We start from the raw sequence: 23,031 nt of genomic DNA, 5'->3' as shown, positions 1-23,031 counted from the left end.
CAAATAGGCTCCTGATAGTAATTCAATCATTCGCTCATTCAATAATTCAATCATTCAGGCTGGTCGGTGAACATGTACCCAACGCCCTTTAAGGTGCGAATGTGGGTATCCCCGATCTTTTCGCGGAGTTTGCGGATATGAACGTCTACCGTGCGTTCGAGGACGTAGATATCTGCCCCCCAGATTTTTTGCAGTAACTCCTCCCGACTACACACTTTGTTGGGATGCTGGGCCAGGAAAAACAACAGCTCGAACTCTTTCTTGGGCAAAATAACCGACTTATCGTTCTGACTGACAGAATAGTTTTTTCGGTTGATCAGCAGGTCGGCAATGGCAATCTGTTCGCCGGGATCGGCTTTCTGCGCTTCGCGCCGGAACAGGGCATTGATACGGCTCATCAGCGCGCGCGGCTTAATGGGCTTGGTAATGTAGTCATCGGCGCCCACATCGAAAGCCGCCACTTCGGAGTATTCTTCGGAGCGGGCGGTCAAATACAGAATGAACGTCTGGCGCAACTCGGGTATGTTACGTAGTTGCCGTCCGGCTTCAATGCCATCCATATGGGGCATCATTATGTCGAGCAGAACTAATTCAGGCATGTATGTCTTGGCAATTTCAACGGCTTTCCGGCCATCGGTTGCGGTACGGACATCGTAGCCCTCCTTGTCTAGATTGTATTCGAGCATCTCCACAATGTCAGCGTCATCGTCAACGACTAAAACGCGGTGCAGAGGTTGAGCAGCCTTGGCAGCACTCATACAGAACTGGTTTGATAAGAATGGTTCACCTTGTTGCTAGGTCACCGAGTAATCGGTAGCCCGAAGTTACGGGGCTTATCCACAACGTTATGGATCAGGAATGCATCCTTAACAAAAACTTAACACCTTAAACCGGTATATTTTGGCAACTAACCGTTGAAAACGAGTTTGTTAATTTCTGAAAAGAACGCTGATTCTATTGAACAAAGACGAAAATTACGGGTTGGTTACAACAGTCCACCGATCAAAATTAACGACTAAAATCTGCGCTTTTTTCTGCCTCCGTTATGAATATCCGTTCCCGGGAAATTGAACTCCCTGCCTACGCAAAAATTGTCTGCGTACTGTTGTCATTGGTCGTTATCGTTTATGGTCTGCACATACTGCACGGGCTGCTGATACCTCTGGTTTTTGCCATCCTGTTTGCGGTTCTTTTGTTTCCGCTGGCCAACCGGCTCGAAAACTGGCGCGTGCCAAGGGTACTGGCCATCGTTCTGTGTCTGGTGCTGACGCTAGGCGTGTTAACCGCTTTGTTCTGGGGCATCTCGATCCAGATCAGTAACTTTTCGGAAGTTATTCCGAAGTTCGTTGAAAAAGGTACGGATTACGTAAACAGCCTACGGACGTTTGCCGATGAGAAGCTCAATATTGATCGGCAACGACAGGTATCTGAGATTCAGAAATACCTGAATCAGGCTCTTGCCGAAGGCGGCACCATCCTGACAACAACATTGTTGGCCACCACCAGCATCATCACAAATCTCTTTCTGATTCTGCTATTTGCCTTCTTTTTCCTGCTCTACCGCGATTTCTTTCGCTCTTTTTTCTACAAAGTGTTCGAAGATACGCGTCGGTCGAAGATTGACGATGTAATGAGTAGAATTTACGAGGTGGTTAAAGATTACCTGGCGGGTCTGGTGCTCGTCATCCTCATCATTGGTACCTTAATGACCGTCGGGCTTCTTATTCTGGGCGTCGATTATGCCGTATTTTTTGGTTTCTTCGGGGCCTGCCTGGTGCTGATTCCGTACTTCGGTATCTCGCTGGGGTCGTTGCTGCCGGCCGCTTATACGCTTGTCACACAAGATAATCCGGTTAAGGCGTTGGGCGTTATTGGCGTTTTTCTGTTCGTGCAAACGCTGGAAGGTAATTTCATCACGCCTTACATCGTCGGCTCAAAAGTCAGCATTAATCCGCTGGCAGCTATCGTTGTTCTGATCTTGTGGGAGAATGTATGGGGTTTGCCCGGCCTTGTGCTTGCCTTACCCATGACGGCGATCATCAAGGTTGTATTCGACTCGGTAGACGCCCTCAAGCCCTACGGATTTCTGATCGGTGAAGCGGAGAAACCGCGTCCGCCCATCAAGAACTTCCAGGAATTTGCCGAACAACTGCCCAAACGAGCCAGGAAAGTCGGGAAGGTTGAGGAGAAAAATTAAAGAGCGAAAGACTGAATGAGTGAAAGAGCGAAAAAGACAAAGCAGCCCTTTTCGCTCTTTCACTCATTCAGTCTTTCGCTCTTTGATAACTAAAAATTCAGCGGATCGAGGTTTTTGAAATGACCGTTCATCTGAATACGTTGCTTGGTACGTTCCATGTCCGACAATACGGGCAGCACATTGTTGAGGTGCTGAATCAGAAAAAGTTGCCGTTCGGCTTCGGTTTCTAGCGTTAAAAGCTCGTATTCCTGTTCAATGGATAAACCGACCTTGTGTGCCACCCGGTAGGAAATGGTTTCGGTGGAGAGGCTAAAATCCGGTTCCATTTGCATCAGATTATAGAGCCGCTCCAGCCGCTCAATCAAAGCCGAGGAGTGAGCACTGAAGCTATCCCCCGGTTCAATCAGTTCCACCTCGCCACCAGCGTAGAGTTTGCCAGACAACGGATTTTCGAAATTCACCAGCCGAAAAGCCCCCAGTCCTTTCGACTTAATATCCATTCGACCATCAGGGTAGCGTTTGTGCAGCGTTGTTACGTGCATCTCCGTACCATAACCGGGCAGCTTGTTGTTTAGAAAGGTAGGTATGCCAAAGGTCTTTTCTTCCTCCAGGCATTCGTCGATAAGTTGGCGATAGCGTGGTTCGAAAATATGCAGGTTTAAATCCTCACCGGGATAAACAACCAGATTAAGCGGGAACAGCGAAAGCGTCTTTTCCATAGAACTGAAAAGATACAGGTTTTTGTTAAAATAGCCTCCTGACTGACTCTTAAAGCGATGGCTGATCAGAAAAAATAGTGTTAGCGTTGGCAAAACGTATTTGTCTTGCTTGTGCTTCGGCATAAATTGAATCGGCCAGATAACCCAAGCCTGCTACATCCGACATGCAATCTGCTACGACGACGACTTTAGCCACCAGTTCGGGGGCCACATCCAGGAGTTGCCTGATACTATTGGCTACGCAGTGCGATTTGGCCTCACCCATTAAATATACTGTATCGAAACGGGATAAGTCTGCAATCAGGGCTGTGTCGAGCTGCGTTTCGGGAACTGCCGGATCGGGTACCTGCGCCCGAAAAATGCCAAAGTGTTCGGTCAATGGATACAGTCCTTTTTGCACCGCTACGTAATCAAGATCCCGCTGTTGCGACCATTCCCGGATGGCAACGAGTATTGTATCGTGCAAGGCCGCGCCCCGGGAGCCGACCAGACAATGCTCCGGCCAGATAAGATGTGAGAACTGCCCATCGGCTTCGAGGGCATGGATGTAGGAACGGGCTTTGTCTGCCGAAAAACGGGGTATCCAACGACCAGCATCCACATCAGCCGCCGTAATCTGGGTAAATGGGTCCGGGTGTTTTCCCGTTGCATCACGCCAGAACAAGGGGTGGGCAATGTCCAGCACATGGTGTGTATCGAGCGTAACCACGATGTGGTCAATCTGGTGGGCGTGTTTTCGAATCAGGTCCGCCATCCGTTCCACATCCTGTTCCGCCCCCGGCACAAACAAAGCCCCGTCCGGGTGGCAGAAATCAAACTGAGTATCAATAATCAAAAAAGCAGTCTTCATAGTATGACGCTTACCTTGTCGGCAAAAAAAATTACCCGCAAATTAAGCGTTGGATACTAAACTTGGTCGCTCATGTTCGTATCTCAACGAAATGCCCAGCCCATGGTTAGCTGAAGCGAATGAAAACCACCATAAGGCGTACTGGAAATCTGAATAAGATCGCGCTGATAGCGTGCGTCAGCCGATAGGCGCTCGGTTACCGCAAATGAGGCACCAACCATCAGGCCACTGATGGTATTGGGCCGGACCGGCGGATTTCGGATACCCTCTGTCTCGCTGTAGCCATTTAGAAAAAACGCCAGATAGGGACCCGTATACAAATGCCATCGGTAGGCTACCTCATGCCGGAACAGGAGGGGAAGTTCAAGGTAGTTGAGGTTCGAGAAACTTGACGAATACCGTACACTACCGGTCGATACTTCGACAGATCGGTAGCCGCGCTGTGCGTAGTTTAACTCGCCCCGAACGACCCACGTCAGCGACAAAGGCAACTCGGCCCATAGTCCGCCTACACCGCGTACCCGGTAACGTCCGCCTGGTCCCGTGCTATTTTGGCTCACCAGACTGGCCCCAAGCCGGACGCCCACCCGCAGATCATGCCAGGGTAAGGGTTTTATGCCAAGTGAGTCGGCTGAGAGGCCCAGGCGATAGGTACCCCGCAAGCCTACGGTTGTCGTTGGCTGGCCGTTACCGGTGAAATACGCTGTGCCATTCAGACCAATACCCCACCGTGACGAGAGCCGATAGTCATAACTCAGAGCTGCCATAGGCACTATCCGGCGTGTGTCGGTAAATTGGTCTATCGCACTATAGGTTGGGCTCGCCGGGTTTTCCCGGACGATACGCTCAATCCCTATTTCGCGCCGACGATAAACAGAAAAGCCAACCTGAATTTTTACCTGCTGCCGTTTGGTAAAAACGGGTAAGGCAACGACCGAAACGTCGGTCATAAGGTCCTGGCGTTTATAGAAGGCCGGGAGCTGAGCCGGGTCTGGCTGTGAGGGAGCGGCCGGATCGATGGTGTTGAGTGGATCGTTATTGGCTGACGCGCTCCAGCCGATACCCACGGCAACACCCAGCTTTGGCCGCAAGTAACCCGTGAATTGCTGACGAAGATGCCAGCCTGTGCGGTACGGTGTTGGTAGACGAAGCGCCGAAACGCCCGCTTCAAATTCAAATCGGTGCTGATTGGGTAATTGAGCCAGCACTCTGCTACCAAGCAGTAAGATGAAAAATAAAGTAGTTTTCATAAGGCTTTAAAATCGATAACCGGTTTGAATACCAAGACTGGCATAGTCAGGAGTAAGAAACGATTGCCCAAGTAGCCGAAGCCACGGGCCAGCAATCAGGCGATCGGTGAAAGCAAACTGATAGTCGAGGCTACCGTGCCACCCTGTTGTCAGGACACTTTTAGCCGCATTACGATTGAGGGTTAAGTAGTGGGTAACCTGACCATTTGCCGACGTTGTGCTGGATGAACTCGCCTGTAGCTCATCGGTATAAGCCAGAAGCGGCCCCGCCGTAAATCCGATGGTATGTCGACGACTGTAGAGCGGTAACAAGCGAATACCTGTTAGTAACGAAAGCTGATTGGACAGCTGCGGCCCACCGGGCTGATCGTTGGTGCCCGTAAAACGGTGGGAAAAGGTCAGGCCACCCATCAGCCCAACCCGCCGACTGAGGTAACGCGTATATCGATTTTCGTATAGTAGCTGGCTTCCGAGATCTTCGCCCAGAAGACCAGCCGATACATGCACCTCGTTTCGGTAGAAGGGAATATCCTGTTTTAGGCGTTCGTAGGCTTTATTCTTTCGGGGAGCCAGCACGTGTTGCTTTAACGGGAAGAGTTTATACCCTATTCCCAGCGACCAATAGCCGTACTGTTGCCGATGGGCGTATGTCTGGTTTTGAACGGTGATGCCATCAACCACCGGCGTGAGGCTATGCGCGTAGATCAGGTCGAGGGTTAGCCCGCCAATATCCGCGCCAGCACCCAACTGGCCTTCGAAATTGACTTTTTTGTAGCTGGTCTGAATGGCATCGGCAATCTGGTATTGCTCAATCTGACGACCATAGAACTCCTGCTGAAACGGATTCTTCTGGATGTATTCCTGAAACCGCCGGATATCATTGGCATAATCGATCATTTTCCAGCGGCTAGCGGCTCCCGTTAGGCCAGCGCTCAGCCGTAGCCAGGGTAATAGTCTGGCCCCGGCAATCAGCCGGATATCCGTTCGGAACGCTTTGGGGTACGTTGGAAAACCTCCTCCTGAATTGCTGACGACTGCATTGGCGAGCGAATAGCTACCCCTGGTTGCTTCGGCCTGCAGATACCAGCGCAATCGGTCATACCGGGCAAACGCCCCAACCGAACCACCCACCGCATCGCCATCGTTCGTGGCTGATACCAGCGTCGAGTTGATCCGTACCTGATCGCCTACGCTTCGACGTTGACTGAGACCCAGGTACGCTTTTGGTCCAAATGACCATTCCTGTGCTGAAACGATTCCAGTAGACAAGCCCATTATCAGGCCCCAGACCGGTAATTTGGTGAGCTGAGTTTTCATAGCAGTAGACGTGAGGGTCATCGATCGACCAGTGGTTTTTCGCCCTGGATGATTACGGGGGTGTAGCTGTTCAGGATAGTGATTTCGGGTTTCCGACCGGCAGGCTGGTAGCTGAATACCTGTTTGCCATTGTATTTGCTGAGTTGATCGGTCAGCCCGTCCGGCACCCGGATGTCGGCAAAGGCGGAGATGACGTCGAATCTAAAGTCTACGATGCGCTTCGTGGTGACCAGAATTTCCGTACGGGCCGCTTCTATTTTCAGGTCGTGTAAGGTTGTGGCAGGTAAAACAGTTAGTTTGCCGTAGCGACTTTGTAGCGTAACCGTTCCCCCCAGGTCGCGCAAGGTTATGTCCGCTTTTTCTGCCTTCAGGGTTAGTGATGCATTGAGGTTACGTCCATCAATATCGCCGTAGGTTGACGTTACGGCCAGTTTGCCGCCGATATCCTCGAGGGTAAGTTTGCCAAATTCAAACGTCAGGGAGACATCACCGGCTACGTCGCTTACATGAATGTCGCCAAACGAATTGGTGAGTGTCAGTAGCATACGGGCGGGCAAACTGATTTCATAAACTGCCTTGAGCTGACTTTGTAGTTTGCCGGCGCGCGGTGGAATAACGAAGCGGTTCGACAACTCAATCTGCCCATTCTGAACCTCGGCTACATATTGATGAACGTTCAGTTCACGTTCGGCCGTAGCTCGGTCGGAGTGCCTGGCAACAAGTCGTAGCCTGACGGAAACCGACGAGCGGCTCCAGCCTTTTACGATCACATCGGCCTTTTGCGCGGCCAGACGAAGACGCTGGCCTTCAGTGTACGTAAATTCCTTCTCAATTACCTTCGTGACAACTTGAACCGGTACTTGAGCGAAACCAAACGACGGCATAAAAAGCAGCATAAACAGCAATTTTGCCTGTACGAACGGATGTCTCATGAGCGCAGGAGAGTAATGAGTTCTTTGGTTATTTCGGCCCGCTGGTTCTCAACCTTGACCTGTGCCCGAATCAAGTCCGGGTCGTTGCCGAAAATCTGCTGCTCACGCTCAATGCGTTGTTGCTCGACCGTCAGGCTGGCCAGCTGATTGCGGAGTTCATGCACGTCAGGCCGCTGGCAAATCAGCTGTTGCTCGGCGCACTGGCGATTAATAAATTCCTCGGCCCGATTATCGGCCAGCGACTCGTCAGCAGGGGGCATTGTTTCTTTGCGGGATACTGTGTCGGTTTGTTCAACCGTATATTCTATCCGTACATCGTCTGCTGCTTCGGGTTGTAGCAGAAGCCAGCTGCCAGTAAGAACGACAACAGCCGCAGCGGCAAACCTTGTCCATCGTGCCTGGTTGCTGCTGTTGTTCCAGAGTGGCCGAACCTTTGCTGCGGGCTCATTGTCTAGGTTTTCCTCAATAGCATTCCATAAGGTAGCTTTGGGCTCATACAAGGGTAGTTCAGGTAAACGACGGCTCAATTGCTCATCGGCCAGTAAGTCGGCCTCAATTCGCGCCCAGAGATCTGGATGAGGGTCGTATTCGGGCAGTTGTGACAATAAATCGTTCATAGAAGTCGCTGTCTCAATAATTTTTTAGCATAACTCGTCTGCGATTTTGACGTACCTTCTGAAATGCCGAGCATCACCGCTACTTCCTTGTGCGCATAGCCCTCCACCTCAACCAGCAGAAAAATGGTTCGGGCACCTTCGGGCAATGTTCGGATGGCCGTGTCCAGTTCGGCTCCCGTAAGCGAGTCCCGGAAGGGCGCTGGCTGATCGTGCAATGTTTCGTCGAGGGAGAGAAAGCGGCCTTCGAGTTGCTGCTTCCGAATAGCCCGCCGAACAACGATGGCTTTGATCCAGGCGCCTAATGTGGAGCGAAACGTAAACTGATCCAGACTGCGAAAGACATCGACAAAGGCATCCTGTAAGGCATCGTTGGCATGATCGTAATCGTTGAGAATACGATAGGCTGTCGAAAACATCGCCCGTTTATAGCGCTCAAAGAGTTGCCGCTGAGCCGCTCGCTGTACAACTGGCTGGTCTGCCAACTGGCAGCGGTCAACCAGAGCTTTCTCGATCCAGACCGGATTCTGGGCATCGTTATCGGGTGGAGTTGCCAAGCGGAACATTGAGTTTATGGCTGTGTCGCATAAAGGGCAATGAAACGGATGAATGGTTGGAAATCGGCTAAAAATAAGTGGAACATCGGCAGATAATAGCTTGTAAACCGAAGAGCTTATCCCTTTTTCGTTACTTTGAGGGATGAACTATAGCGAACTCCAATTGCGCCTGTCGCCCGATTACACCGATATACTTACCGCCGAGCTGGCAGAACTTGGGTATGAGTCCTTTGTGGAAACTGACGAGGGTCTGAACGCCTACATTATCGAGCCCGATTTTAGTGAGCAGGCAGTCCAGGAATTGATCGCTAAATACGCCGGTCAGACAGCAATAGCCTATGAAGTCAATTCGTTAGAAAAGAGGAACTGGAATGCCGAATGGGAACGTAGTTACGAGCCAATTGAAGTGGGTATCGGGCCGGACGCATCCGTGCGGGTACGGGCGTCCTTTCATCCGTCGGACGGTAGCGATGGCTCGGGTCCATTTCAATACGATATTGTTATTGACCCCAAAATGTCATTTGGTACAGGCCATCATGAAACGACAGCTATGATGCTGGAACAGCAACTTGGCCTCGATTTTGTGGGCAAATCCGTACTTGACGTAGGCAGTGGAACGGGTATTCTGGCGATTCTGGCGGCCAAGATGGGAGCACGTAACGTGCTAGCGTTCGACATTGAGGAATGGGCCGTCGAGAACGCCCGCGAAAATGCTGAACTAAACGATTGTCCGCAGGTCGAGGTATTGATGGGTACTATTGCCGATGTTGACCCGAACAATCAGTATGCGATTATACTGGCCAATATTAACCGGAACGTATTGCTGGCCGAAATTCCTACCTACACCAATCTGTTAACGGAAAACGGGTATCTGGTTGTCAGCGGCTTTTATGAAAATGATGCCGCCGATATTGACCAGAAAGCCGCTGAAGCTGGGCTGGTTATGACCAATCGGCTGACAAAAAATCAATGGACGTCTTTATCATTTTACAAACGTTGACAGCTATACGGAGCAAACGAACGTATTTTCTGTCAGCTATCGACTAGCTATGAATCGCATACAGTACAGTCTGATCGTAACGCTCCTGACCCTGACTACCGCCTTCGGTCAGGCGGTTCGGCTTTCCGATAAACCCGACCAGTTTATGGCCGAGGTGCAAAAGCTGATGGCAACGGGTGGACCCGCGGCCGTTCGGGCCGGTACCGATTTGCAATCACTCTGGTCGGAGAATAAGTTATCGGCAGCACAACAGGAGCGTGTGATGGCTCTAAGCCGGAAATTGAACCAGAAGCGGCTTCCGGCGGCCACGCATTTTGTGCCTTTTTATGAGTCGCTTTACCTGGCTGCCAATGCGCCACAGGCCGGATCTGCCACCGTGGATGGTGTTCTGACGATAGCCGAGAAGCTATTTGAGGCCAATGATCCGAAGATATTTGCCCGTAGTCTGGAAACCGCCCGGCGGTTTATGGAACGGCGCGAACTGTATGCCAGTACGTACAACAAACTCTATGCAGTAGGCGGCACTTATCAGTTTCGGTATGTAGAGGGTGTGCAACCCACGCAGCCGGGAGCCGTTCAAACGCCCGCCGATTCGCTGGCTGCGGTCAAAGCATCCATTGAACGTTCCCGATTCGATGGCTGGGACACGCCCGCGTCAACGGATTCGACGCTGCCCCGCCCGCTTGGTCCTCAATATGTTCCACAGCGTCGGCCAATGCCAGCCGTGTCGGGTGTTGTGCTTAGCCTAAACAATGTTTCGCTGGCTATCCGGGCCAACGGAGATTCGGCTGTTTTGGCCAATACCAGTGGTGATCTGATGCTCAAAGAAGGGATGCTCGTGGGGAAGGGCGGTACGTTTACCTGGGCAACGGCGGGTCGGCCGGATATTTTTGTAACGCTGAATGATTACGCGATGCCGGTCATGACCCCGCGCCTTCAGGCTGATGACGTAACGCTGACATACGGTACCAGTAAGCCCGTGAAAGGTGTTTTTGAGTACGTCAGCAGGAAAAAAGGGGCTCCTGTCACTTACCCCCGCTTTATGTCATGGCAAAATGATGTGAAATTGCCTGATTTAGGACCAGATCTGGAGTATCGCGGTGGTCTGGCTTTATCGGGTACGCAAATGGTGGGTGCTTCGGCCAGTGGCCAGCCCGCTCAGATCATTGTGAAATACAACGGCAAGCCAGCCTTCAAAGCCAGCAGCCGTCGGTTCGAGTTTGGCGTAAGCGACACGACCCGATTCGTCAGTAACAGTGCCGGAGCCTTACGACCCGATTCAACTCAGGCGGGCCTGGCTCAATCCGGTTTCAACACAATGCCCGAACCCACCAAAGCAACCGGGGCCAGTGCGCGATCGTTGATCTCGGCGGCTTCGGCCTCGTTTGTTGGCTACATCGATACCGACTCGATCTCGCACCCATCGGTGATGTTGCGGTATGACAAAAATCGGCGTATCGCCTGGCTCGACCGCGAACAACGGACGGATTATGCCCGGGTGCCCTACGCCGATTCGTACCACAAATTTTACATTCTGCCCGAAGTGGTGCGCTGGGATCTGCCCCGTCGGAAAGTTGACTTTTATCAGGTTGGTGCCAAGCGTGAAGTACCTGTGCGTTTCGAATCGTATGATTATTTCCAGCCCCAGCGCTACGCCGATCTGACCGTTGACTATGGGTTCCATCCGCTGCAAATTGTGGCAAACTACATCTCAACCAAAAAGCAGCAGACATTTCTGGACGAAGACATTATTCAGTTTGCGAAGAACGTGAATGCCAGATCACTGCGGGGTTCCCTCAACCGCATGGTGCTGGAAGGGTACATCGACCGTGACCCCAACACGTCCCTGATGCGATTGAGCCGGAAAGGATATCTGTATGTGCTGGCTTACACTCAGAAGCGGGATTATGACAATTTTCAGGTACAGTCGCTGTTTGCCTCGAACGATAGTACCAAAAATGCCACGATCAATCTCGATGATAAACTGCTGACCATTCGGGGCGTTGAGCGGTTTGTTCTGTCCGATTCGTTGAAAATTGTGGGTTTCCCCTCCGACAAAACCTTACGGGTTGGCAAGGGCCGGGCTTTTACCCTGAATGGCCAGCTCAAAGCGGGTAACCTCCGGTATGCGGGCCGCGACCTCAAATTTGATTACGACAAGTTTGGGATGACCATGAATAAAATCGACTCAATCACGTTCTCGTCGCAAAAACTGGCGGCTCAGGGAAAAGAAGGTGAAATTGGGGGCGATATTAAGTACGAGAATCCCGGAACGGTCTATTTGGGTAGTGCCGACAATAAATCGGGTCGAATTGCGGGTAAGAAAACAACCCAGCGCCTGGTTATGCCCGAAGGCATGACGGTTTATTTTAATCAGCCCATCCGGGGTAACATTCTGTACAATCAGAAAGTCTACTTCAAGATTCCGGCTATCGACAACGACAGTCTGGGCAAAGGGGATATTTCGTTTATCGGAACGTTCCATTCCGACGGTATTTTCCCGCCGTTTAAAGCCGAGCTCAAAACGATGCCGGATAATACTCTTGGCTTCGTGCACAAAGCACCCGCAACGGGCTACCCCGTGTACAGCAGCAAAAAAGGGTCTACCCCGTCGACGGTTAAGTTTGCGGGTGAGTTGACCATGGACAAAAGCGGACTACGGGCCGAGGGCGTCCTGAACCACCTGACCGCCAGCCTGAACACCAAGGATATGCTGTTCATGACTGATTCGCTGCTGGCTTCGGGGGAGAAAGGTGAAATTAAGGAAGGCGTCATTGGGAAGGGCTATTTTCCACAGGTTCAGCTCAATAACTATAGCCTGAAATGGTGGCCCAAAGCGGATAGCATGGTTATTACGACGCAGAAAAATAATTTTAACTTCTACAACGCCACGACCAATCTCGAAGGTGGCCTGGCCCTGCGCTCGTCGGGTTTATTTGGTAATGGAATCTTACGGCGGAAAGATTCGGAAGCTATATCGGGAAGCATTAAATTCAATAAGGAAGGGTTTATTGCCACGAACGCCCAGTTCAAAATAATAGCGGATAAAGAAACACCGGGCAGTCCCATTGGCAAACCTATTCTGCTGGGTAACGGCATTGACGTTGATTTCAACCAGATGAAAGGCATCGTCGGGCTGGCGATCAACAAAAAAGAAAGCCTCGATGACACCGTGAGCGCCAGCATGGAATTTCCGTTTGCGGCCTACAAGACCAGTATCAACCGGGCGGTTTGGAACATCAACGCCAAAACGATTGCGATGAAGGCCGGGCCGACGCTCGGCGATGTGAAAACATCAACCTTTACCGCTACAGCCGAAGAGCAGGAAAAGCTGACGTTTAATGGGTCGGCAGCCTTGTACGATGTAGAAAAACGGGTGCTCAATATTAGTGGTGTTCCCTACGTTACTTCGGCTGATGCCCGGATTTTTCCCGAGAAAGGCCAGCTAACGATCCGCCGGAACGGGGAGATGCTACCCCTGAAAAACGCCCGGCTCGAACTGGATACGATCAGTCTGTTTCACCGGCTAAAAAACGGGAACATTCAGATCTTGTCGCGTACCCGTTTTGCGGGCGATGCCACCTATCAGTTCGCAACGGCTAAAGGCGACACCGCCAGTATCAAGATGGGAAGCTTCGAACTAAAAGAAGCCCCCGCCGTAGCCGCTGCCACCCTAACCGCCGATACGAAAAAAGCGACTAAAGGTAGACGGGGCAGTGCAAAGGCAACTGCTGCAAGGACCTATTTTACCGTTGCCCGCGCTGAAGTTGATGAAGACGATAACCTGCAATTAGCACCAAAAATGCTCTTTAAAGGGGCCATTGTGATGCAGGCCCCGGCCCCCGACCTTGCCATGGATGGCTTCATTAAACCGGCGCTGAAAAAACGGCAGGATCTGGTTGCGGGCTGGATTCCGTTCAAAGAGAAAGTGGAGGAACGGCTGGAGATCAAGGTGGATAAAAATCTGAAGAACGAAGGTGGACAGCCGTTGGTGGCCGGTATCCATTTCCGGCTGGGGGGCGCTGGGCTGTACCCAACGTTCCTGTCGCCGAAAGAAGACTCGAAAGACGACGATCTGTTCAGCGCAACGGGCATTATGCGTTACGACGAAAAAGATAAAGTATACCGGATTGCCTCGAAAGGTAGCGACCTCACGGCTGCAGAACCCGTAACCAGCGCGCCGGATAGTATGACAGCAGGGGCGGTGAAAACGGATAGTACGAAAGCGGACAGTACAAAAACCGATCCTGTCCTGGCCTCGGTTGATGACGAGGTTGAAAATGCGTTCACGTTCAACGACTCCCGCGGGCTCATGACGTTCAAGGGGAAAATGAATCTGCTGAATGCCGCCCCGAATGAGTACCTGCTGGCATCGGGCTCGGCGCGGGTAAATATCGATAGCAGTCAATACCGGTTCAATACGTTGATGGCGTTTGCTTTTCCGGTTCCCGATCCGATCAATAGCCTCATCTCCGATAAACTGGTTAAGGCCAATCAGGAGGAAAAAAATGACGAAGCCGCCGACGATGATCTGAATCGACTGTCGGATAAGTTACTGCCGCTGATTGGCCAGCAGGCGGTGGATGCCTACCGGATCAAGGCGCAGAATCAGCACGCTCCGCTCAACCTGGCCTCGCCGAAGTTGAACGCCATGCTGGTGCTGGCAAATGCTAACCTGCGCTGGTCTACGAAGTACAATGCTTTTTACAGTACAGGTCGGTTGGGCGTATCGAACATGATGGCGACGGACATAAATGCCCAGATGGATGGCTTCATCGAAATTCGGAAAGGAGCCAACGGCGACGAAACAAGCATTTATCTGGAAGCGTCGCCGGATGCGTGGGTGTTCTATGATTACAAACCGGGTAGTACGCCATCCGCTCTCGGGCAACTGGCCATCATAACCTCCGAGCAGGACATCAACGATCGCTTATTGGCCGGGTCGAAAAACTCGTCGAAGGCAACACTCGAAGTTGTTGCGGCAACGGTTGACGAGAAAGCGCTCTTTGTTGATCGGTATCTGGACCAGTACAAGACGAAAGCCAAAGCAGCTCCCAAGCCTAAACCACAGCCGGGCCAGAAAGTCGTGAAGGAAGAGAAGAAGAAAGACGAGAAGAAAAAAGACAAAGAAGCGGAGAAGGAAGGATTTTAATTTCTGTTTATTTGTCAACGTGGACTGATAGTCATAGTGAAGTCAGTTTTAAGAAACTGACTTCACCTGAACTTCACTCGACATTTTTCCAACATTGCCCGGTTGGAGAGAACCTGTAACTAGCACGACTTAGCTTTTACGTGAAAACCCTATGGCGCGATTTGCGCATCCATCTTCGTGCCGACTTCCGGCCTGATCTTTATGGGGCCACGGCGCTGTGGGTGACTTTGCTCATCGCGGTTAATTATTACGTTGACCTAGAAGATTCGTACATCGATGCCTACCAAGGGAAACCCATCTGGCCATTTCTGTACTTTTGCCTGTACGCTACTGCCTATTATGGCAGCGTTTGGCTCTGGACCTATTTTCACAAACGGCCCGATGTCTGGCGCAACCGTGACTTCTGGCTGCGGAGTGGAACGGCCCTGATCTGTTATTCGATCTACGCGGGTTTTTACGCCCATAGTGCCTGGAGCCGACAACTGTTCGATGGGCAGATTTACGTTTTTGCCTACTACTGTCTGCATAACTTACAGTCGGTACTAACCATTGTCCTGCCGCTTTATCTATTCTATACGTTCGTAGACCCCTATGTTAATAACTTTTATGGCATGGCACCAAAAAGGAAGGGGCTGGTGCTGTATGCGATTCTGCTGGGGCTAATGATTCCGCTCATAACGCTGGCGTCCTTTCAACCCGATTTTCTGCAATCATACCCGACGTACCGGGACACAAACGCCAACGAGTTTTTTGGTGTACCCGAGTGGGTGACCGCACTTCTTTATGAACTCTGCTACGGCTGGGATTTTGTCCCTACCGAATTAATCTTCCGGGGCTTTCTCGTCATTGGAATGAGCCAGGTGTTAGGCCGCGGGGCCGTGTTGCCCATGGTTGTCTGGTACTGTACGGTTCATTTTGGTCGCCCTGTAGGCGAAACGATTTCTTCGCTGTTCGGTGGCTACCTATTGGGCGTTCTGGCACTCAGTACCCGCAGTATCTGGGGCGGATTGCTCATTCACATCGGCATTGCGTGGGGGATGGAGCTTGCCGCTTTTCTGCAAGGAGTAGGCCGGTAAGGCTATATTTTTGTATTTTTGGTCAACGCTATATCGTTTTAAGGGAGCCAGGGCTAATCCATTTTCGTAAGCTCACTAACTACTAACTCATGAATTTCAGAAAGACCTCCGCTTCGCCTGCCATTCCGCCGGGCAAAAAATTTGATGCCATTGTTGTGGGGTCGGGCATTAGCGGAGGCTGGTCGGCAAAGGAGTTGTGTGAGAAAGGCCTGAATGTGCTCTTGCTGGAACGTGGTCGCATGATTGAACACGTTACGGACTACCACACAGCCATGATGAATCCGTGGGATTTTGCGCACCACAACCAGGCTGTGCCACTCGATATTGTGAAGCAGTATCCCGTGCAAAACCGAACGGGTTTTACTATTACCGAGGCTACGCACCAGCATTTTGTGAACGACCTGGAGAATCCATACGTCGAAGAAAAACCATTCGACTGGATTCGTGGGTACCACGTTGGGGGCAAATCGCTGATGTGGGGCCGGTATTCATTCCGTTTCTCGGACCTCGATTTCGAAGCCAATGCCAAAGAAGGTATTGCTACCGACTGGCCGATTCGCTACAAAGACATTGCGCCCTGGTACGATTACGTCGAAAAGTTTGCCGGTATTGCCGGCGATCGTGACGGGCTGCCGCATCTGCCCGATGGCCAATTTCAACCCGCCATGCCCGATAACTGCGTGGAAGCGCATTTCCGGCAAAGTACGAATGCTGATTTTCCCGACCGCAAGGTGATTTCGGCGCGGGCCGCCCACCTGACGGCACCCACGCAGGAGCAGATGAACCTGGGCCGCGCCAAGTGCCAGTACCGAAACCTGTGTATGCGCGGCTGTCCTTATGGCGCCTATTTCAGCACCCAGTCGGCCACATTACCAGCGGCCCGCCGAACAAAGCGACTTACGGTGCGGCCGCACTCCATTGTCAACTCAATTATCTATGATGAAAAGACGGGCCGGGCAACGGGTGTTCGGGTAATTGATGAGCAGACGCACCAGTGGCACGAGTTTCAGGCCAGTATCATTTTTCTGAATGCGTCGGCCTTAGGATCGACGTATATTCTGATGAACTCTACGTCGAATCGCTTCCCCAAGGGCATGGACGACAGCGGGCAGTTGGGACGTAACCTGATGGATCACCATTTCCATGTCGGCGCTACCGCGGATTACGAGCATGATCTGGATAAATATTACTACGGTCGGCATCCGGCAGGTCTGTATATTCCGCGTTTCCGAAATGTGCAGGGTCAGGAAAAACAGGCGTTCAAACGAGGCTATGGTTTCGAGGTGTATACAAGCCGGGAAAACTGGGATCATGCTCTCCACAAAGAAGGATTTGGGGCTGACTTTAAAGAGAAGGCTACCCAGTTTGGTAACTGGAAAATCACGCTGGATGCGTTTGGCGAGTGCATGCCCTACGAAGATAATCGGGTGTATCTAACCAGCGACGTCAAGGATAAGTGGGGGCAGCCCGTTTTGAAAATGGATGTTCATTACCGGGAAAACGAAGCGCTCATGCGGAAAGATGCGCGCGAGCAGGCCGTTCAGATGCTGGAAAAAGCCGGTTTTTCGAATATCAATGGGTTCGATGCGCAGGCACACCCCGGTCTGAGTATTCACGAAATGGGTACCGCTCGTATGGGTACATCGCCCCAAAACTCGGTCTTCAACAAGTTCAATCAGCACCATGTGGTGAAAAACGTATTCTGTACCGATGGAGCATCCATGACGTCGTCGCCCTGTCAGAACCCGTCGCTTACGTACATGGCACTGTCGGCCCGTGCCGCCGATTATGCGGTAAAAGCCCTGAAACGGGGCGATCTGAAGCGGTAGCTGACTGACTAGTCTGCCCGTACGCGAATGTTAGCCTCGACAACTGATGCCGTTTTGCTGCGAACGGCTGATGTAATGAAAAAGCCCGTTGCTTTACGTCCGGTAGCGCTGGTATTGATGATATTGGTCGGCACATTGACGGCGGGCGTGGCAAATAACCCCCCGTTCGTGATCTGGGTGCGCAGTGATTGCCAGAAATCGAAAGCGTCGCTCGTGAGCGACTGGAGCTCTACTTTGACAACATCGTTCAGGGCGTATAGGCTATCCGGGTTAACCGACCGCCGGATGGGCGCAATAAAGGTCAGGCCGTCAGTTACCGTGTTGGAGCCCCGAAACCCACCGTCCTGAGACGTAATGATATTGGTAGGCTTATTCTGTAACTGGCCATTTCTGAAGAAACGGACTCGGTAATAGTCAACGCCACCGGCAATATCGACCGCATAGAATTCGGCCCGGTAGCCTTCGGTTTTCGAGAGAGGGTTAAGCTTCCGTTTCACAAAAATGATCGAGTCGACAGGGGGTAGGCGATTCAATGTTGAACTGGCCCTGTACGTATCGCCCTGATAAGCTATCGTAAGCTGGTAGGTCCGCCCGATGTGCCCCAGCGTGTCTTCACCCGTTGGCTGCCAAACATAATAGCCATCGTTATCCGGATCTGAAAAGGAATACGTCTTTCCGGCATTATCCGACACCGACACCGTTGCGCTGGTCGCTGGCGTAGGCTGGCCGTTATCAAAATAGGCGGCTGTCCGGGTAAGTCGAATCGTCTGCTGACCGGGCACATCAGTCAGTGTTCCATCGACTGATAGCTGAATCGGGCCCGTATCGAGTTTGGCGTCGATTACTGTAGTGCAACTGTTCAGGACCAAAACCGCTGCTGCCATGATGAAGAAAAAACGTATTGAGTTCATGCTGTTAGACCGCCCTGCCGGAGCGACTGTTGATGGACGACCAGATCAGCCCGGAGGCCGGTGGTACTAGAATTTAAAGTTATAAGTAACCGATGGAATCAACGTGGCAAAGACGGAGTAACGAATCGCTTCCGTAACCCGGGGATTATCGGTGTTGGGCTGGAAATAAACCGAAAATGGGTTTTTGCGAGCGTACACGTTGTACACCGAGAACACCCAGTTATCTTCCTTCCGTTTGCCGGGTCGTTTGCGTCCCTGCAGCGTGGCCGCCAGATCGAGCCGGTGGTAGGCGGGAATCCGGTAGTTATTTCGGGTATTCTCAGTATTCAGGGGCACTACAAATCCTTCATACTCAAATCGGTTCGTCGGGAACGTGGCGGGTGTACCACTGGCCAGCGTAAACGTGGCCGAGAAACTCCATCGTTTGGCCTGCGGTGGATCAAACAAAAGCACCGATGTCAGGGTATGCCGTTTGTCGAAACGCGTGGGGTACCAGTTGTTGTTATTGATGCCGTTTACCTGCCGTTCGGTTTTTGCCAGCGTGTAGCTGATCCAGCCATTCACAACGCCGGTATTCCGTTTAACGAAAAATTCGGCCCCGTAGGCACGCCCTTTCCCGCTCAACAGATCGCCCTCCAGATACTTGTTCAGAATCAGGCTGGCCCCGTCTATGTAATCGATCTGGTTCTGAAGCCATTTGTAATAGACTTCAACCGATGCTTCAAAAACTTTGGCCGCCCCGTTCGATCGGCCAAAGTTTTTGAAGTACCCGCCCGCTACCTGATCACCCACCTGCGGCCTGATGTTGTTGGTCGACGGTGTCCAGATGTCCAGTGGAGTTGAGGCTGTTGTGTTCGAAATCAGGTGAATATACTGCGCCAGCCGGTTGTAGCTGAACTTAAGCGAACTGTTGCTAGTGAGGTCGTATTTTGCCGAAAAGCGGGGTTCCCAGTTGCCGTAGGTTTTGATCACATCGCCATCCCGGTAGGCCACTGTCGTAATCACCTCGCGACGGGTGCCCAGTGGTACATCGGTTTGAAAGGCATACGCTTCGCCCGGTCCTACGTAATTGAACAACGAATACCGAAGCCCATACTGGAGTTGTAGTTTGGGGTTGAGCTGCTGTTCGTTACCGATGTACAAGGCCGCTTCGAGCGCGTGCTTATTGGCGATGCCAAACGTACGAACGCTACCTGAACTGGCCGCTGTAGCCAGACCCGGCTGAAAGTCATGAACAATGGCCTGCCCGCCGAACGAAATCGTGTTTTTGCCCAGAAACAGCGAGAAATCAGGTTTTAGGCTGTAATCGACAATGCGGGAATCTGTCCGGAAAAAGTCGTTGGGCCGTTTCTGCTTCAGGTCCGAATTCAGGGAGTAATCATAATTGCTGTAGTAGGCGGTGGTGTTCAGGAACAGCCGGTCGCTGAATACGTGATTCCACCGGGCCGACAGGGTTGTATTGCCCCAGTTGAAACCGAAGTCAGACCCGAATACATCGCGGCCCAGATAGCCCGATAAAAACACTGTGTTCTTGTCGTTGATGTGGTAATTAGCTTTCGCTGTAAGGTCGTAGAAATAGAATTTTGCGCCTTTCAGATCACCCGTCAGGAAAGGTTGCGCCAGTACATCGGCATAGGAGCGCCGGGCCGCTACAATAAATGAACCTTTGCCCTTGAACAAAGGGCGCTCGTAAGACAATCGACTGAAAATAAGCCCAATACCGCCATTCAGTTCGGGCTTCTTGGCATTGCCTTCCTTTAAGCGTACATCCAGAATGGACGAGATTCGCCCGCCGTAATTGGCTGGAATACCGCCTTTTATCAGCTTCACATCCTTAACCGCGTCGGGATTGAACACCGAAAAGAAGCCAAATAAGTGGGATGAGTTATAGACCGGCGCTTCATCGAGCAGGACCAGATTCTGGTCGATACTGCCCCCGCGCACGTTGAAGCCTGTAGCTCCTTCGCCCACGGTCGATACACCGGGCAGGAGTTGAATACTGCGAATCACATCGACTTCGCCAAGCAGTGCCGGAATCCGTTGCAGCGTCTTTACGTCAATCCTGTTGACGCTCATTTCAATGTTTTTCACATTGTCATCATCGCGCGTCGTCGACACGACAACTTCCTGAAGCTGTTTGCCTTCCTGGCCCAGCTCAAGATCGAGCCGCACGTTTTGATTGGTCAGATTGATCGTTCTGTTCTGCTTTTCGTAGCCAACATAGCTGATAACCAGGTTATAGTTTCCGGGTTGCAGCGTAACGGCGTAGAAGCCGTAACTGTTGGTTACGGCTCCTGTACCGGTTTCTTTGACGTAAACCGAGACGCCAATCAAGCCTTCTCCGTTACCCGCATCTTTGATGTACCCGCTGATGGTCAGGCCCGCTGCTCGCGTTCCTCGCTCAGGCGTACTGCCCTTGGCATTAAGCGATTCCTGGGCCTTTACGGCTTGCAGGGGCATCAGGTATATAAGAAGGCCACATAGCCAAAAGGGTATTCGTTGTTTCATTGCGTTATCAATAAACCAGCCATGTTACCGATGGCAGTTCGGGTTGCTAACGCAAAAGTACGTTCAGCTATAGTAAGCTCGGGCAAAAAATAGATGAAGTCACCAAATGAGCGGGTGAACGGCAGGCTGTGCTGAAAAAACCAACGAAGATGTTACTGGCTATCCTGTTTCTTTATCTGCCGGATCAGCTTCTTGGCTTCCTTATCATCTGTTTCCGGGAATTTTACCGGCAACGATTCAAGAATTTCGGTCAAAATCGTCGCGATGATCAACTGTTGATTAACCCGGTCGTCGCTTGGAATCACGTACCAGGGGTTTTGTTTGGTAGCGGTTGCGTTGATGGTATCTTCGTAAGCCTGCATATACTGGGGCCAGAATGCCCGCTCTTCCAGGTCACTCGGACTTAATTTCCATTGTTTCTCCGTGTCTTCCAGCCGGGCCACGAGTCGTTTGCCCTGCTCTTTTTGTTCGACATGCAGGTAAAATTTCACGACAGGAAAGCCATTTCGGAACAGATAATCCTCAAAATGGACAATATCCCCAAAACGCTGTTTCCAGAGCGTGTCTTCATCAGTTGGCAAGAGATCTTCGGGAATGGATTGCTTTTTGAGCTGTTCGGGATGCACGCGCAGAACAAGCACTTCTTCGTAATAGGAGCGGTTGAAAACGCCAATGTTGCCCCGCTCGGGTAATTTCTGCCAGAAGCGCCACAGGAAATCATGTTTTAAATCTTCTTTTTCCGGTTTCTTGAACGGCGCTATCTGAAAACGGGATGGATTGACGCCGTTGAATATCCGCCGGATGCTACTGTCTTTTCCGGCGGCATCCATGGCCTGAAAAACGACCAGCAACCCATAGTGCTCGTCGGCGTGCATTATGTTTTGTGCCTGATCCATACGATCGGCCAGCGCATCCAGTTGCTTGCGCTGATCGGCTTCGTCCGTATAAAAGGGAGTGGTGACGGTGGCCGTTTCCTTATCCAAAAACGGCCGTTTGCCGTCGTACCGGAAATCTTTCGTGTTTATTTTTTTCATAACGTAACATGGCTGAACCCATTCCAGAGAAGCCGCAGAGTAAACTAAAATGGCGGCTTTGCTGCAGGAATGACAGATTGGCCGCGCTACTATTGTGCTTCAATAACCGGAATCAGTTTCTGTAAGGCGTCAAAGCGCTCATTATTGGGTTCGGGTTCGGCGATGGGTAATTTTTTGAGTTCTTCGATGATGATCCGGCCCACCAGCAAGCGCATATTCTTTTTGTCATCGGCTGGAACCACGTACCAGGGTGCTTTTTTGGTGGTGGTTTCGCTGATGCAGGTTTCGTAGGCATCCTGATAATCGTCCCAGAATTCACGTTCTTTCACATCACCTTCGTCAAACTTCCAGTTCTTCTCCGCATCCTTGATCCGGGCAATCAGTCGTTCGCCCTGTTCTTTTTTGGAGACGTGCAGGTAGAACTTGATCGTGGGGAAACCATTGCGGAACAGGAATGTCTCCATATCCCGGATAGCCTCGAAGCGATGTTTGAACAGCTTATTCAGATCATCCGTTGTTTTTTCGGGCAGCCGCTGGCTTTTTGTCAGGATCTCGGGGTGAACTTTGGTTACCAGCACTTCTTCGTAATACGACCGATTGAAAATGCCGATGGTACCGCGTTCGGGTAATTCGCGCCAGCTGCGCCATAAAAAATCGTGGTCCAGTTCCTGATCAGTAGGTCGTTTAAAGGAACTGACCCGCACACCCGTCGGATTGGTACCGGTAAATACGTGCTGAATGGTACCGTCTTTCCCGGCCGCATCGAGGGCCTGAAAAATTAGTAACAAGCCAAACCGATTGTGCGAAAACATGCGTTCCTGCCACTTATCGATCTCAGCGGCCTGTTGCCGAAGCAGGGCCTCATAATGGTCATCGTCTTCGTAGAGATCGTCTATTTTGGTGGGTGCTTTCTTCAGTTTAAATGGCTTGTCGCCATCGTAGCGGAAACGGTCAGTATCGAAGTCTTTCACGGGCGGGGGGCGTAAACTTTACGCTTGACAGTTATGTTAAACAATCAGGAAAATTAACCTGATTAAGCCTATAAGGTTTGAGAATCCCCTTAGTGCTAAGCTTACGGGTTTATA

The 23,031-nt window shown here is 51.4% G+C and carries 17 protein-coding genes; 5 read left to right on the top strand and 12 right to left on the bottom strand.

All coding sequences use genetic code 11. The annotated features are described in order from the left end of the window. Nucleotides 1–50 precede the first annotated feature (50 nt). Complete coding sequence (locus ACYU87_RS15095; protein ID WP_046578271.1) at nt 51–758, bottom strand: response regulator transcription factor; 708 nt, start codon at nt 756–758, stop codon at nt 51–53. A gap of 287 nt (nt 759–1,045) precedes the next feature. Between ACYU87_RS15095 and ACYU87_RS15090 the strand changes: the two genes are divergently transcribed. Further along, entirely contained in the window at nt 1,046–2,197 is a 1,152-nt protein-coding gene (locus tag ACYU87_RS15090; RefSeq protein ID WP_461134893.1) for an AI-2E family transporter, read from the top strand. Nucleotides 2,198–2,286: 89 nt separating this feature from the next. Here ACYU87_RS15090 and ACYU87_RS15085 read toward each other — a convergent pair whose 3' ends face one another. The 7 genes from ACYU87_RS15085 to ACYU87_RS15055 form a co-directional block, all read right to left on the bottom strand. Beyond that, nucleotides 2,287–2,916 (bottom strand): LON peptidase substrate-binding domain-containing protein, encoded by a 630-nt coding sequence (locus ACYU87_RS15085; protein WP_461134892.1) that lies wholly within the window; start codon nt 2,914–2,916, stop codon nt 2,287–2,289. A 49-nt stretch (nt 2,917–2,965) separates the two neighbouring features. Beyond that, nucleotides 2,966–3,766, bottom strand: a complete 801-nt coding sequence (locus tag ACYU87_RS15080) for a cysteine hydrolase family protein (protein WP_461134891.1) — start codon at nt 3,764–3,766, stop codon at nt 2,966–2,968. An 83-nt stretch (nt 3,767–3,849) separates the two neighbouring features. Next, a complete protein-coding gene (locus tag ACYU87_RS15075) occupies nt 3,850–5,016 on the bottom strand; it encodes a porin family protein (RefSeq protein ID WP_461134890.1) in 1,167 nt (388 codons plus the stop codon). 6 nt (nt 5,017–5,022) lie between these two features. After that, a complete protein-coding gene (locus ACYU87_RS15070; RefSeq protein WP_461134889.1) occupies nt 5,023–6,333 on the bottom strand; it encodes a hypothetical protein in 1,311 nt (436 codons plus the stop codon). A 17-nt stretch (nt 6,334–6,350) separates the two neighbouring features. Further along, nucleotides 6,351–7,265, bottom strand: coding sequence for a DUF4097 family beta strand repeat-containing protein (locus ACYU87_RS15065; RefSeq protein WP_461134888.1), 915 nt, complete (start codon nt 7,263–7,265; stop codon nt 6,351–6,353). Beyond that, complete coding sequence (locus tag ACYU87_RS15060; RefSeq protein WP_461134887.1) at nt 7,262–7,882, bottom strand: hypothetical protein; 621 nt, start codon at nt 7,880–7,882, stop codon at nt 7,262–7,264. The genes ACYU87_RS15065 and ACYU87_RS15060 overlap by 4 nt, the downstream gene beginning before the upstream one ends. Continuing rightward, nucleotides 7,879–8,445 carry an RNA polymerase sigma factor gene (locus tag ACYU87_RS15055; protein ID WP_461134886.1) on the bottom strand — a complete coding sequence of 189 codons (567 nt, stop codon included), beginning with the start codon at nt 8,443–8,445 and terminating at the stop codon, nt 7,879–7,881. The genes ACYU87_RS15060 and ACYU87_RS15055 overlap by 4 nt, the downstream gene beginning before the upstream one ends. Nucleotides 8,446–8,578: 133 nt before the next feature. Here ACYU87_RS15055 and prmA point away from each other — a divergent pair, with 133 nt between their 5' ends. The 4 genes from prmA (at nt 8,579) to ACYU87_RS15035 (ending at nt 17,493) form a co-directional block, all read left to right on the top strand. Continuing rightward, nucleotides 8,579–9,436: a 50S ribosomal protein L11 methyltransferase gene (gene prmA / locus ACYU87_RS15050; RefSeq protein WP_461134885.1), complete on the top strand. Its 858-nt coding sequence runs from the start codon at nt 8,579–8,581 to the stop codon at nt 9,434–9,436. A gap of 49 nt (nt 9,437–9,485) precedes the next feature. After that, complete coding sequence (locus ACYU87_RS15045; protein ID WP_461134884.1) at nt 9,486–14,588, top strand: hypothetical protein; 5,103 nt, start codon at nt 9,486–9,488, stop codon at nt 14,586–14,588. 140 nt (nt 14,589–14,728) lie between these two features. Next, complete coding sequence (locus ACYU87_RS15040) at nt 14,729–15,664, top strand: CPBP family intramembrane glutamic endopeptidase (protein WP_461134883.1); 936 nt, start codon at nt 14,729–14,731, stop codon at nt 15,662–15,664. A gap of 89 nt (nt 15,665–15,753) precedes the next feature. After that, entirely contained in the window at nt 15,754–17,493 is a 1,740-nt protein-coding gene (locus ACYU87_RS15035; protein ID WP_461134882.1) for a GMC oxidoreductase, read from the top strand. Between the two features lie 8 nt (nt 17,494–17,501). Here ACYU87_RS15035 and ACYU87_RS15030 read toward each other — a convergent pair whose 3' ends face one another. From ACYU87_RS15030 to ACYU87_RS15015, 4 genes are all read right to left on the bottom strand, one after another. Then, nucleotides 17,502–18,377 carry a DUF4249 domain-containing protein gene (locus tag ACYU87_RS15030; protein WP_461134881.1) on the bottom strand — a complete coding sequence of 292 codons (876 nt, stop codon included), beginning with the start codon at nt 18,375–18,377 and terminating at the stop codon, nt 17,502–17,504. Nucleotides 18,378–18,470: 93 nt separating this feature from the next. Continuing rightward, on the bottom strand, nt 18,471–20,912 hold the full coding sequence (locus tag ACYU87_RS15025) for a TonB-dependent receptor (protein WP_461134880.1): 2,442 nt from the start codon (nt 20,910–20,912) through the stop codon (nt 18,471–18,473). 152 nt (nt 20,913–21,064) lie between these two features. Beyond that, complete coding sequence (locus ACYU87_RS15020) at nt 21,065–21,946, bottom strand: PPK2 family polyphosphate kinase (RefSeq protein ID WP_461134879.1); 882 nt, start codon at nt 21,944–21,946, stop codon at nt 21,065–21,067. An 89-nt stretch (nt 21,947–22,035) separates the two neighbouring features. Then, complete coding sequence (locus tag ACYU87_RS15015; protein WP_461134878.1) at nt 22,036–22,917, bottom strand: PPK2 family polyphosphate kinase; 882 nt, start codon at nt 22,915–22,917, stop codon at nt 22,036–22,038. Nucleotides 22,918–23,031: the final 114 nt, after the last annotated feature.

Source organism: Spirosoma lituiforme (genome assembly GCF_054776635.1).
Note: the sequence above shows the minus strand (reverse complement) of the source record. Positions and strands in the feature narration are given on the sequence as shown.

Coding starts and splice junctions, on each gene's coding strand:
- ACYU87_RS15080 (WP_461134891.1), bottom strand. CDS start 3,766: ATGAAGACTGCTTTTTTGATTATTGATACTCAGTTTGATTTCTGCCAC.
- ACYU87_RS15035 (WP_461134882.1), top strand. CDS start 15,754: ATGAATTTCAGAAAGACCTCCGCTTCGCCTGCCATTCCGCCGGGCAAA.
- ACYU87_RS15085 (WP_461134892.1), bottom strand. CDS start 2,916: ATGGAAAAGACGCTTTCGCTGTTCCCGCTTAATCTGGTTGTTTATCCC.
- ACYU87_RS15045 (WP_461134884.1), top strand. CDS start 9,486: ATGAATCGCATACAGTACAGTCTGATCGTAACGCTCCTGACCCTGACT.
- ACYU87_RS15070 (WP_461134889.1), bottom strand. CDS start 6,333: ATGAAAACTCAGCTCACCAAATTACCGGTCTGGGGCCTGATAATGGGC.
- ACYU87_RS15095 (WP_046578271.1), bottom strand. CDS start 758: ATGAGTGCTGCCAAGGCTGCTCAACCTCTGCACCGCGTTTTAGTCGTT.
- ACYU87_RS15020 (WP_461134879.1), bottom strand. CDS start 21,946: ATGAAAAAAATAAACACGAAAGATTTCCGGTACGACGGCAAACGGCCG.
- ACYU87_RS15030 (WP_461134881.1), bottom strand. CDS start 18,377: ATGGCAGCAGCGGTTTTGGTCCTGAACAGTTGCACTACAGTAATCGAC.
- prmA (WP_461134885.1), top strand. CDS start 8,579: ATGAACTATAGCGAACTCCAATTGCGCCTGTCGCCCGATTACACCGAT.
- ACYU87_RS15025 (WP_461134880.1), bottom strand. CDS start 20,912: ATGAAACAACGAATACCCTTTTGGCTATGTGGCCTTCTTATATACCTG.
- ACYU87_RS15090 (WP_461134893.1), top strand. CDS start 1,046: ATGAATATCCGTTCCCGGGAAATTGAACTCCCTGCCTACGCAAAAATT.
- ACYU87_RS15075 (WP_461134890.1), bottom strand. CDS start 5,016: ATGAAAACTACTTTATTTTTCATCTTACTGCTTGGTAGCAGAGTGCTG.
- ACYU87_RS15055 (WP_461134886.1), bottom strand. CDS start 8,445: ATGTTCCGCTTGGCAACTCCACCCGATAACGATGCCCAGAATCCGGTC.
- ACYU87_RS15065 (WP_461134888.1), bottom strand. CDS start 7,265: ATGAGACATCCGTTCGTACAGGCAAAATTGCTGTTTATGCTGCTTTTT.
- ACYU87_RS15060 (WP_461134887.1), bottom strand. CDS start 7,882: ATGAACGATTTATTGTCACAACTGCCCGAATACGACCCTCATCCAGAT.